This window comes from Membranihabitans marinus (genome assembly GCF_019802045.1).
GTDB lineage: Bacteria > Bacteroidota > Bacteroidia > Chitinophagales > Saprospiraceae > Membranihabitans > Membranihabitans marinus_A.
The window spans coordinates 35,918-47,967 of sequence record NZ_JAHVHU010000006.1; the positions used below are offsets into that span (position 1 = coordinate 35,918).

Genomic DNA, 12,050 nt, shown 5'->3' on the forward strand with positions numbered 1-12,050 from the left:
TTACCGAACTAATTTGACACAATATTAATCATTAAAATAAAGCAAGCTATTAAGGCTCTCAAATTTTAAGATAAAGTTTTCTGAAGCGATGCGTCACGCAATGTGGAATGTCCCGTTTTAAATGCTACAAAGCGGTGACACCAAACCGACGATCAAAACCATGGGGATATTCATCGTTGCTTTTCGTTGAAATTTAGAGATAATATTTGTCTTAATAAATTATATGCGTATATTTGCGCTCCATTAAAACGATCTAAGTCATGCAGGAAGTAAAGATGTCAGGTGAATTGAGGTCCTCACTAGGAAAGAAATCCTCCCGAGATATTCGAAAACAAGGTAAAATTCCTTGTGTATTATATGGTGGAGGTGATACCAATATACATTTCACACTCGAACCCAACGATGTAAAGCATATTATTTTTACCCCGGAGTTTAAGTCTGCGTCCATTGAGGTAGATGGAGAAAGCTACCGGTCTATTGTAAAAGATGTACAGTTTCATCCGGTGACGGATCAGATCACGCACATTGACTTTCTGGCCTTGTACAAAGGCGTCAAAGTAAAAACACAAATTCCGTTGCGGAGTGTTGGAGAAGCGCCTGGTACCAAAGAAGGGGGGAATCTTATTCTCAAAATGCGGACGATCGACATTGTCACGACACCCCAGTATTTGGTGGATGAATTGACGGTCGATGTTTCTGATCTGGAGCTTGGCACTACCAAACGTATCAAGGACATTGTGCTTCCTGAAAACATCAAAGTGCTCCAGCAGCCCAATACACCGATTGCATCAATTGAAATTCCTCGTATTCTTAAAACAGCTACGCCAGCTGCTGAAGGAGAAGAAGAATTGGATGAAGATGGCGAACCAGTAGAAGGTGACGAATCGTCAGAAGAAGGTGCAGCTGAATAAAACTAATAACATTCAATACGAATAATATTAATAAGGGCTGTGTGGAATAAAACCACACAGCCCTTACTATTTAAAACCAAATTTGGGAGAAGCTGTTGAATTACGTACTTTTAAGCCGTCTTAAAAAGCTTCGAATCTTGATGATAATTGAGAAGCTATATCGATACCACTGAAACGAAATAATTTAGAAGCCGACTCTAACAAATCAACGAAAAACCAACACACTATGATCAACTTAATTCTATTTGGCCCGCCCGGATCTGGCAAAGGAACACAAGCCAAAAAACTAGCCGAAAAATACAATGTTCTGCACATCAGTACCGGCGATCTTTTTCGAAAAGAAATTGGTGATGAATCAGAACTGGGGCAGTTGGCGATGGAATACATTAACAAGGGAGAATTGGTTCCCGACCGAGTGACCATCGATATGCTCCGAGCAGCCTTGGAACGTCACGGATCAACCTTTGGTGTCATCTATGATGGATTTCCCAGAACCGTAGATCAGGCCAGGGCACTTGATGTTCTCCTGGAAGAAGAAGATGATGAGATTGATTTATTGATCTCTTTGCAAGTCGATGATGAAGAAATCATTGAAAGAATTCTCGAACGAGGAAAAACAGACGGCCGGGCCGACGATCAGGATGAATCAATTATACGCGACCGGATCGCCGTCTATAAAAAGGAAACACAACCGGTCTATGCCTACTATGATGCGATGGACAAATCGATGACCATCAATGGAACCGGATCAATAGAAGATGTATTCAACCGGCTCACAGAAACGATTGATCAGGTCGTCGAAGTAAATTAAATCAAAAATGGCGAATGAAAATTTTATAGATTATGTAAAGATTTACACCCGAAGTGGAAAAGGTGGAGCGGGTTCTGCTCATTTCAGGAGGGAGAAATTTGCTCCAAAAGGCGGCCCCGATGGTGGTGATGGTGGCCGGGGGGGACACATTATCATTCAGGGTAATGAAAATAAATGGACTCTTCTACACCTCAAATACAAAAAACATATCCGCGCCGGTCACGGACAACCGGGTGGTGGAAGTCACAAATCCGGTGCAGATGGTGAGGATGTTGTCTTGGATGTACCACCAGGCACCCTCGCCAAAGACGCTGAAACTGGTGAAGTTCTCGCTGAAATCAACAAGGACGGCGACCGCACAATTCTGATTTCAGGCGGACGAGGAGGACTTGGTAACAGTCATTTTAAGTCTTCTACCAATCAAGCGCCCCGCTATGCCCAACCGGGCGAACCAGCCCTTGAACGAACCATCATACTGGAATTAAAATTACTGGCTGACGTGGGACTTGTTGGATTTCCGAACGCAGGTAAATCGACCCTTCTTTCCGTGATTTCAGCCGCTGAACCCAAGATTGCCAATTATCCATTTACCACCCTGACCCCCCAGCTCGGAATGATATCCTACCGCGACGGACAATCTTTCGTCATGGCAGATATCCCCGGAATAATCGAAGGGGCCAGTGAAGGCAAGGGTCTCGGGATCCGTTTTTTACGTCATATCGAACGAAATGCCGTTTTATTGTTGGTCATTCCTTCGGATGCCGATGACATCAACGAAGAGTATCGAATCCTTCTGAATGAATTAGAAGCTTACAATCCTGAATTGCTTCACAAGCCCCGGCTCGTGGCCATATCCAAGGCTGATCTAATCGATCAGGAACTTCAAGGATTGATTGCGGAAAACCTCACCATTGATGCACCCTATCTCTTTTTCTCTGCCGTGGCCCAAACCGGTCTCACCGAGCTCAAAGACCAGCTGTGGAAGATGATGAACCGTCCCGTTGGCAAGCCTGAAGCCATGGAAGAAGAATGAGTAGGATTGGCTAAAGCTGAATTATTTAGCAAAAGGAAAGATTGGAATTGAGCTAAAGCGTCTTCGCGGTCCCCCGGTATAATTCTATATTCCAACTTTACCACCGATATAATAATTTCTTGGAGCAGCTGGTTGGTAGTATCGGCCTCCAAATGCATTTAAATCATTCCCCAGACTGTATTTTTGATTCAAGGCGTTGCGTACTCCTGCAAACAATTCTACAGTTGCTTTTTGACTCAAGGAAAATCGATAACCGACTTTTATAGAAACGTCATTGTAGGAGTTAGAATACACCGTGTTTGCATCATCCAGTGGAATTTCACCCACCGCTTGGACCATCCCATGAACATAAAAAGGTCCTCTGGGTGACCAGCGTATCGATCCGGAAAAAGAATTTTGCGGCACCCCTGTAAGTTGGTTTCCAGAGAAGTCATTCAATTCCCCATCTGAAAATTTAGAGTATTCATCAAAATAAAATAAATGCAGCGCATGCGACATCACCAGATGCCATAACGGTTCCTGCGCACGTCCCCTGCCCCATACCACCTGCACCACAGTTTCGACCCCAAACTGATCCGTTGAACCTGAATTCTCAAATACAACGGTACCTCGCGGTGAAGACTGTTGGACAATTGTATTATTCAAATTGAAGTAATACCCCGTCAGATCAACAGAAATCCGATCTCGCCACAAACGGCTCCGTATACCGGCTTCATAATTGAACCCAATCTCCGGTTTTAAACCTAGATTTATCGACCCTTCGTTGGTGCGGACATCTTCTATAGTGGGTGGTGAATACCCCAGGGAAACGCTTGCATGCCAATCGAAAAACCGTCCTGCTCGTGAATACCCAATCCGGGGAATCCAGACTGGGTCAAATGATTTAAGGACTCGGTATGCGGTGTCCTGTGCGACATCAACAAGACGGTTTATATCGTATTCAAGAAAATTCCTACTGACGCCTACCGTCACAAACGAACTATCAGCAAAAAGATATTCCATTCTGGCAAATACTAAAAACTGGTTAGCGGTCAACTCATCATCAAAATTAAGCGAACCTGGTTTGCCATAATCGTTTTCAAAATTTCGCGCCACATTGAATCCATGCTGGTATTCTCCTCCCAAAGATGCCTTCAGTCGATCATTTGTCCTTGAAAAATAATAGTCTGATTTTGTACGTCCGCCAAATGAGGTGCGAAGATCTTTTTTATAGTCCAGGTTAAATGGATTGTCGAATGGAGAAAAACTTCCGTAGATCGTGGTCTTGTTTTGAAACTGTTTACTAAAAAAACGATGAGTTATCCCACCAAGCCATAGTGATTGCCGAACCCCAGCATCTGCTTCTACGCTGCCCAGAGCAAACTTGGAGGACTGTCTGGACAACTGAGGGTCCTCGTCGAATTGATCTCTGGTCAACCCGCCTGGAATCTGATAATCCAATGATGAAAACAACAGGTGGCTTTCAAGGTTGTGTTGGTTGTTAATCTGATATGAACCAGACAGTTCACCAACCCATCTTTTGAAGTTGGTGTGATCCCGGTAACCGTGAGATGACTGGCGGGCCATCTTTATCGTTGTCCGGTTCACCGGTTCCAGTGTGGTGGAAGAACGGGGAGATAAATTCGCTTCAATATTGACCTTTGAATAACCAAACGAACCTGCCTGAACACCACCTGATAATAGTTTAGTGGTGTGATTGCTGGTACTGTTTATATTGAGGACTCCACCGGTTCCTGCCCCGTAAACACTACCCGCTGGTCCTTTGATAATCTCCATCTGCTGCATATTGACATTATCCAGCAGGTTTAGCGCCGTGCTACCGGTCGGATCTGTAAATGGGATTCCGTTCCAATAGACTTTCACATTGCGGACTCCAAATGGTGAACGCAATGTGCTACCCCGGATGGCCAGACGATAACTTCCCGGTGAACGTTGTTCGAACCGAATTCCGGGTAACGCGTTCATACTGGTTAATATCCGTTCCTCATCAAAAGCGGTCAGTTGGCGCTCCTGAAGAACATGGATGGCACCGGGCACAGAACTCAGCGCTTTCTCTGAATCATATCCGGTCACGACTACGCTGTCAAACACCGCATATACCATCGTGTCATTCTGCGCATGGAGATACGATGGTAAGCTCCAACTCATGATGATCCAACTCAATATCCAAATTATACCTTTTCCCAAATGGTTCATTGCTTTAGTGTGATTTTCAAGGTGACTCTATGCCACGCTAAATAATTAATTCGGACCTTCCAGCCCGTTGATTTCATACAATAATCTGTTTCAATTCTTCCGGAATTCTGGACAAAATTAAACTCTGACTAACATCTATCCAACCCTGCTCTTCCATAGTTATCAGAAGAACCATAAGAGACAAGACAGAAACAACTACAAAGATCAAACACCCTGCCACTCGACGCACTCCGGAAGAAGCCTGGTGATTTTGTCTTATAACCAGATAAAATCCAAAAAAGATTAAAGCGGCTACGCAAATTCCAATCCCGTAATAAAAATTCAGCGGCAAATCAGCTGAGCTGTGGTCAATAAAAGAAAAAAAGTATGGAAGCGCGGTTACTATTACCAGTGCATAAACCCCAATCCATAGCAATCGCAACCAGTCCAGATAGATGTGCATCGTCCATCCAATCCAAATACTGGTGACAAAAACAAAAAATATTACAAGATCTATTGTCATAAACTATCTTAAATATTGGATGGATGAGCAGTTGTGTACCGGTTTCTCAAAAATTTATCTTATCTTTCTCGTTGTTAACCCAAAAAAACACACGCTATATGAATAGCCAAAGATACATAGCAACCTTCATTTTTTCACTGCTATTTTGTGCAGTCATTGCACAAACTGTTGAGAACGAACCTAGAACTGCATCAGAACTCCCAAAAGTTTTTTTGATTGGTGAATATGAGAGTTTTTATTCCAGTCTGTATGAGGAATACCCGGGAATACTCTTACACCAGACTGAAAATGATATGGATAAAGCTTTTGAAAAATGGCTTATGGTGCTTCACGCGATGGAAGTACATTCTGAGAAAATCGATTATGACATCAAAGGTCTTAAAGTATGGCTTCAGATTTTTTTTGAAGAATCCGGGGAAATAGACCATATCCTTTTCTTTAAAAAACCCCTTTCCAAAAACATTGACGACCAGGAGTTAATCGCATTCTTCCGTTCATTTATTAAAGACTACGTTTTACCCATTGAGGCTACGGAGAATTTTAATCACTCGGGGAGTGCAAGTTTTCCAACGTATGGTCACGCGCCACTTGAAGCCCGAAGAGAGGAATAATTCTACGGATTTGAATCCATGATTTTGGCATCCTATAAACTCTTCTTGGAGGGTGGTTTATGGGAGATGCATGCACAAAGTCTTTGTTTCAAACAACCTCCGCGAACAGTGGTCTTCGGCAATACTCATTTGAACATTTTTATGAGGTAATTATTGTTGTTATGGTCATTCATCGATATGCACCACCTTATTTATGGCAGTCAGTCCACCCCGGAAGGGAACCATATATCTCTAAAAATTGCTATATTTGTTAGTTCGTCGGTTCACGGGATTACAACGACCAGTAATCTTCACAGTAACCATGAACCCGGACACTCAAAACTTTTATACTATAAAATATGTCACATACAAATTATAACGAAGACAACATCAAATCCCTGGACTGGAAAGAACACATCCGACTCCGGCCAGGCATGTATATCGGGAAGTTAGGAAATGGAAATAACCCGGATGATGGAATTTATATTTTAATCAAAGAAATTCTGGATAATTCCATTGATGAATTTGTGATGGGATTTGGCAAAAAAATAGAACTCAACATTACCGATGAAGGAAGAGTTCAGATTCGCGATTATGGGCGGGGAATCCCGCTGGGAAAAGTCGTGGACTGTGTATCCAAGATCAATACTGGCGGAAAGTACGACTCCAAAGCGTTCAAAAAATCAGTGGGTCTTAATGGAGTGGGTACCAAAGCAGTCAACGCACTATCCGAAGAATTTACGGTATACGCTGTTCGTGATGGTATGAAGAAAGAAGCATTCTTTCGATGTGGTGAACTGATCCGTGATGAAAAACCCAGGAAGTCTGACGAACGAAATGGAACATACATCGAGTTTCTTCCAGATCATACGATTTTTAAAAGTTACACCTTCAATCCTGAATTTGTCGAAGAACAATTGTGGAACTATGCATTTCTCAATACCGGTTTGACCCTGCATTACAACAAAAAGAGAATAAAATCCGATAACGGACTGAAAGATCTGTTGGAAAACAAAGCTAAATCTGAAAAGCTGCTGTACCCCATCATCCATTTGCAGGATGATGATATTGAGATGGCCATGTCACATAGTAATCAATATGGCGAAGAATACTATTCCTTTGTGAACGGACAACATACTACGCAGGGCGGAACGCACCTGGCTGCTTACAGAGAGGCACTGGTAGCCACTATTCGCAACTTTTACAATAAGAATTACGATGTCCGTGATATACGTACTTCCATTGTGTCCGCTATCAGCATTAAAGTCGAGGAACCCGTGTTTGAATCGCAGACTAAAACGAAGTTGGGATCAACCCATATAGCACCTGATGGACAAACCATTCGAACGTTTATGAATGACTTCATCAGTACCAAACTGGAAAACTTTCTCTACCGAAACGAAGCGGTTGCTGAAATCATTCTCAAAAAAATAAAGCAATCCGAAAAAGAACGGAAGGAGATTGCCGGCATAAAAAAGATTGCGAAGGAAAAAGCAAAAATTGCAGCTGTCCACAATAAGAAGCTGCGAGACTGCAAATACCATTTGAACGACAAAAAAGGGAAAGAAGAAGATCGACGCAAATCAACAATCTTCATTACAGAAGGTGATTCTGCCAGTGGATCAATTACGCAAGCGAGAGAAGTAGATTACCAGGCGATATTTAGTCTTCGCGGAAAACCTCTGAATTGCTTTGGAATGAGCAAAAAGATCGTTTATCAAAACGAAGAACTCAATTTACTACAACATGCTCTTCAAATAGAAGACGGCTTGGAGGGTCTCCGCTACAATAACGTGGTCATAGCTTCCGATGCGGACGTAGATGGAATGCACATCAGACTGCTGATATTAACATTTTTCCTCCAGTTTTTCCCAGACCTGGTCCGGGAAGGTCATTTGTATATTTTAGAAACCCCCATCTTTCGGGTCCGGAATAAAAAAGAAACCATTTATTGTTATTCTGAGGCAGAAAAATCAGCGGCTGCTGCAAAGTTGGGTAAAACCGCAGAAATCACCCGATTCAAAGGTTTGGGGGAGATATCGCCCAATGAATTTGGACATTTCATCGGGGAAGATATGAAATTGGCACCGGTGACCCTGGGCAACAAAGTCAAGATCGAAGATTTATTAACGTATTACATGGGCAAAAATACCGTGGAAAGACAAGAGTTCATTATCGACAATCTTAGGGTTGAATTGGACACAGCTGAAAAAGAAACTTCGATCACATCCGAGAAAGAATCTCTGCAAGAAGCAGTCGCCGTATAAAACCGATAATCGTTCTGTTTTGCTTGTCGTGCAACAGGTACTTCCGGAATCGGGAGGATGTATGCATTGACCGATGGTTTATTTTATATCGGTAATACGTATCATTGCCAAACTAACAACGATTCCTTTTCAGGAAAATACTTTTACACCTTCGAAAGTGTTTCTGTTCCGGCACATCCGTCAATTTACAGCAGATCTACAGATGACGATCCGCTCGTCATATCTGCCAATATGGCACTAAATGGAAGCCATATTGGCTAATTCTTCCCCAAATGTAGCATGGCATAAAAGTTGAAGTTTCCTATTGATACAAATCGTATTAATCGATCTATAGGAGTCGAAACCGATATATTTTTTAAGACCTTCCAATGGATCCAAAAAATGCAAAAAAATCGGAACAAAACGATATGGCTGGTGAATGTGTTAGATGGTTAATCGTTTTAATACACTAAACAACGAAAATGAGAAATAAAAATATGTTTGATAACATGAGATTTTTTGATAGCATATCCAACCAGGACAGCTATATAAACATCGATCGAATTGATGACCTCAATTCTGATCCCAAAGAAATGGAAGTAGAATCATTGCCGATCGTTGCATTACGCAACACTGTACTTTTTCCTGGGGTGGTGATTCCCATTACGGTTGGCCGGGATAAATCAATGCGTGCAGTCAAGGCTGCACACGATAAATCCAATTTATTGGGTATTGTCTCGCAGAAAAGAGCTGAGACTGAAGACCCCCTTCCGGACGAGTTATACCGGGTGGGAACCGTCGCCCGCATTGTGAAATTGATTCATACGAACGATGGCAGTTTGACGGCAATCTTACAGGGTCGCTTTAGATTTGAACTTGAAAACATCATTTCTGATCACCCCTATCTTTATGGGAAGGTCAATCCTTTGGCTAATGTTACCGGTGATGTGACAGATATGGAAGTTCAGGCGCTGATATCATCGATCAATGACACATCCCGAAAAATAATCGAATTGTCTCCTCAGATTCCTTCTGAGGCTGTAATGATGTTAAAAAACATTGACAGTCCTTTATTCTTACTCGATTTCATTTCTTCCAATCTCAATGTAAATGTCGAAGCAAAGCAGCATATTCTGGAAGAAAACAACCTTAAAACCAAAGCCGAAAAAGTTCTCAAACTACTGAACAAAGATCTCAAAGTTCTTGAACTTAAGAACCAAATTGAAAACAAGGCCCGGGTAGATATTGAAAAACAGCAGCGAGATTATTTTTTGAATCAACAACTAAAAACAATTCAGGAAGAGTTGGGGGACAATCCGCAGCAAGAGGAGATTGCCCACATGAAAAAGCGAGCCAAGGATAAAAAATGGCCGGAAAAAGTAGCCAAAGCCTTCAAAAAGGAAATAGCCCGGTTGCAACGATTAAATCCTCAGGTTCCTGAATATGGAATTACCGTAAGTCACCTGGAATTATTACTCGACCTACCGTGGGGTGAATTTACGGATGATAATTTTGATTTGAAGAAAGTCCGGAAAGTGTTAGATAATGATCACTACGGTTTGAACAAAATCAAAGATCGAATCATCGAACATTTGGCCGTATTAAAACTCAAAGGAGATATGAAGGCACCTATATTGTGCCTGGTAGGCCCTCCCGGTGTTGGTAAGACTTCTCTTGGTACAAGTGTAGCAGAGGCGATTAACCGGAAATACATTCGGATGTCTCTGGGGGGATTGCATGATGAATCCGAAATTCGGGGGCATCGTAAGACCTATATCGGCGCCATGCCCGGTCGAATCATCCAGTCTATCAAAAAGGCGCAATCTTCCAACCCTGTTTTCATTCTCGATGAAATCGATAAAATTGGAAGCGATTTTCGGGGTGACCCATCTTCGGCTTTACTGGAAGTCCTTGATCCCGCTCAGAACCATGCTTTTTATGATAATTATCTGGAATCAGAGTATGATCTGTCCAAGGTCATGTTCATTGCCACAGCCAATACGCTCAATGGAATTCAACCGGCACTAAGAGACCGAATGGAAATCATTCATGTGAGTGGATATTCTGAAGAAGAAAAACTGCAAATCGCCAAGAAGCATTTGGTTCCTGATCAGCGAAAAGAGCATGGGCTGAAAGCAAAACAGATAAAAATCAGTGACGCGACACTAAAACAAGTAATTCGAGAGTACACCCGGGAGTCGGGTGTCCGGAGTCTGAACCGGGAAATTGCCGGTCTGATGCGTCATGCAGCAAAAGAAGTAGCTATGGAAAATGCTCCATCAGTTACTGTACGCAAAAGTGATCTGGAAGACATACTAGGCCCGAGTAAATTCAGTAAAGATGTTTATCAGGAAACTGAAGTTCCCGGTGTGGCGGTCGGTCTCGCTTGGACCTCTGTAGGAGGTGATATATTGTTTATAGAATCTTCAGCAAGCGAAGGGAAAGGAAAATTAACCCTCACTGGAAATCTGGGGGATGTCATGAAAGAGTCCGCATCCACGGCATTGACCTACATCAAATCCAAAGCGACCGAGCTGGGTATTGACCCTGGTTCATTCGCTGAAAAAGATATTCATATACACATTCCCGAAGGGGCTATTCCCAAAGACGGACCCTCCGCCGGGATAACTATGTTAACTTCATTGGTCTCGCTCTTTCAGGGTATTACAGTCAAGCCCTACCTGGCGATGACCGGTGAAATCACGTTGCGCGGAAAAGTTCTGCCTGTGGGAGGAATCAAGGAAAAAGTACTGGCAGCCAAACGGTCGGGCATCAAGGAGATTATTCTCTGCGAAAAAAATAAAAAAAATATCAAGGAAATAGACGACCGATACTTGGAGGGTCTGAAGTTTCATTATGTATCAAATATGATGGATGTACTTGACATCGCTTTGGAAGGTCGGTCGTAATTTCTCAGCATTTTATTACCCTCGAAAACTATGATTAAGCGGATTTCCGTTAATTTGGGGTTAAATACGGGAGGTCGAATTGCGATGAAATCCGTATCTTTCGTTCTATTATATAAAATGAGCTTTCACAATGACGTTACATAAATTGATATTAGTTTTCTTAGCCCTGTTAAGTTTTGGAGTGAGTCAGAAAGCGTATGCACAGGACAGTAATAAAATGACAGACAGTACACTGGTGCAATTTTCGGGCGTTATCGTGGGTGACCAGGGAAATGATACCATAGCTCCCATTCCCTTTGCCAATATTTACATTCCGGAATCCGGCCGAGGAACTTATTCCAATCTCGATGGATTCTTTTCAATCGTAGCACGGCAAGGCGATATGATCGAATTTTCAGCGGTGGGTTTTAAAAAAGTGGAATTTGAGATTCCTGACACTTTAACCACAAACAGATACAGCATTGTCCAGTTGCTGTCCCAGGACAGCATTGTCCTGCCTCAAGCCACGATATATCCATGGCCCAGTAGAGAGCATTTCAAAGAGGAATTTTTAGCATTGGAGGTACCCAATGATGGCCTCGAAGATCTGGCAGCAGAAAATTTATCAGAAGAAAAACTTCAGGCACTGCGGGATATCACACCCCGAAGTGGCGAAGAGACTTCTGCGTTTTATCTCCAGCAGCAAGCAAAATCCTATCAATACATTGGTCAGGTTCCTCCCCAGAATATTTTCAGTCCTTTGGCTTGGGCCAAATTTATCAAATCACTAAAAGACGGTGATTTCAAGAAAAAATCAAATAATAATTAGTTGCATTATTTATCTTCACCGTCTCAATACTAAAGGAATAGGAT

General features: G+C 42.4%; 9 protein-coding genes. 7 read left to right on the plus strand and 2 right to left on the minus strand.

Going from position 1 to position 12,050, the window contains the following annotated elements; translation table 11 throughout:
- The first annotated feature begins 260 nt into the window (after nt 1–260).
- The 3 genes from KUV50_RS06140 to obgE all read left to right on the plus strand — a co-directional run bounded on the left by KUV50_RS06140 (nt 261) and on the right by obgE (nt 2,755).
- Nucleotides 261–911 (plus strand): 50S ribosomal protein L25, encoded by a 651-nt coding sequence (locus KUV50_RS06140; protein ID WP_222579223.1) that lies wholly within the window; start codon nt 261–263, stop codon nt 909–911.
- Nucleotides 912–1,137: 226 nt separating this feature from the next.
- Nucleotides 1,138–1,722: an adenylate kinase gene (locus tag KUV50_RS06145; RefSeq protein WP_222579224.1), complete on the plus strand. Its 585-nt coding sequence runs from the start codon at nt 1,138–1,140 to the stop codon at nt 1,720–1,722.
- A 7-nt stretch (nt 1,723–1,729) separates the two neighbouring features.
- Entirely contained in the window at nt 1,730–2,755 is a 1,026-nt protein-coding gene (gene obgE, locus KUV50_RS06150) for a GTPase ObgE (RefSeq protein WP_222579225.1), read from the plus strand.
- Nucleotides 2,756–2,839: 84 nt separating this feature from the next.
- On the opposite strand, the gene KUV50_RS06155 is transcribed toward obgE, so the two are convergent.
- Together KUV50_RS06155 and KUV50_RS06160 are read right to left on the minus strand one after the other, a co-directional pair.
- Nucleotides 2,840–4,903, minus strand: coding sequence for a TonB-dependent receptor plug domain-containing protein (locus KUV50_RS06155; RefSeq protein ID WP_222579226.1), 2,064 nt, complete (start codon nt 4,901–4,903; stop codon nt 2,840–2,842).
- 121 nt (nt 4,904–5,024) lie between these two features.
- The gene (locus tag KUV50_RS06160; protein WP_222579227.1) at nt 5,025–5,453 is read right to left on the minus strand and encodes a hypothetical protein; all 429 of its coding nucleotides are present in this window, start codon (nt 5,451–5,453) and stop codon (nt 5,025–5,027) included.
- Between the two features lie 98 nt (nt 5,454–5,551).
- Between KUV50_RS06160 and KUV50_RS06165 the strand changes: the two genes are divergently transcribed.
- From KUV50_RS06165 to KUV50_RS06180, 4 genes are all read left to right on the plus strand, one after another.
- Nucleotides 5,552–6,064, plus strand: coding sequence for a hypothetical protein (locus tag KUV50_RS06165; protein WP_222579228.1), 513 nt, complete (start codon nt 5,552–5,554; stop codon nt 6,062–6,064).
- Between the two features lie 338 nt (nt 6,065–6,402).
- Nucleotides 6,403–8,310 (plus strand): DNA topoisomerase IV subunit B, encoded by a 1,908-nt coding sequence (locus KUV50_RS06170; RefSeq protein ID WP_222579229.1) that lies wholly within the window; start codon nt 6,403–6,405, stop codon nt 8,308–8,310.
- A gap of 461 nt (nt 8,311–8,771) precedes the next feature.
- A complete protein-coding gene (gene lon, locus KUV50_RS06175) occupies nt 8,772–11,198 on the plus strand; it encodes an endopeptidase La (protein ID WP_261395024.1) in 2,427 nt (808 codons plus the stop codon).
- Nucleotides 11,199–11,328: 130 nt separating this feature from the next.
- Nucleotides 11,329–12,006: a carboxypeptidase-like regulatory domain-containing protein gene (locus KUV50_RS06180; protein WP_222579230.1), complete on the plus strand. Its 678-nt coding sequence runs from the start codon at nt 11,329–11,331 to the stop codon at nt 12,004–12,006.
- Nucleotides 12,007–12,050: the final 44 nt, after the last annotated feature.

What these genes read in the sequence shown, in the direction of transcription:
- KUV50_RS06160 (WP_222579227.1), bottom strand. Translation starts at nt 5,453, where the DNA reads ATGACAATAGATCTTGTAATATTTTTTGTTTTTGTCACCAGTATTTGG.
- obgE (WP_222579225.1), top strand. Translation starts at nt 1,730, where the DNA reads ATGGCGAATGAAAATTTTATAGATTATGTAAAGATTTACACCCGAAGT.
- KUV50_RS06170 (WP_222579229.1), top strand. Translation starts at nt 6,403, where the DNA reads ATGTCACATACAAATTATAACGAAGACAACATCAAATCCCTGGACTGG.
- KUV50_RS06155 (WP_222579226.1), bottom strand. Translation starts at nt 4,903, where the DNA reads ATGAGTTGGAGCTTACCATCGTATCTCCATGCGCAGAATGACACGATG.
- KUV50_RS06145 (WP_222579224.1), top strand. Translation starts at nt 1,138, where the DNA reads ATGATCAACTTAATTCTATTTGGCCCGCCCGGATCTGGCAAAGGAACA.
- KUV50_RS06140 (WP_222579223.1), top strand. Translation starts at nt 261, where the DNA reads ATGCAGGAAGTAAAGATGTCAGGTGAATTGAGGTCCTCACTAGGAAAG.
- KUV50_RS06165 (WP_222579228.1), top strand. Translation starts at nt 5,552, where the DNA reads ATGAATAGCCAAAGATACATAGCAACCTTCATTTTTTCACTGCTATTT.
- lon (WP_261395024.1), top strand. Translation starts at nt 8,772, where the DNA reads ATGAGAAATAAAAATATGTTTGATAACATGAGATTTTTTGATAGCATA.
- KUV50_RS06180 (WP_222579230.1), top strand. Translation starts at nt 11,329, where the DNA reads ATGACGTTACATAAATTGATATTAGTTTTCTTAGCCCTGTTAAGTTTT.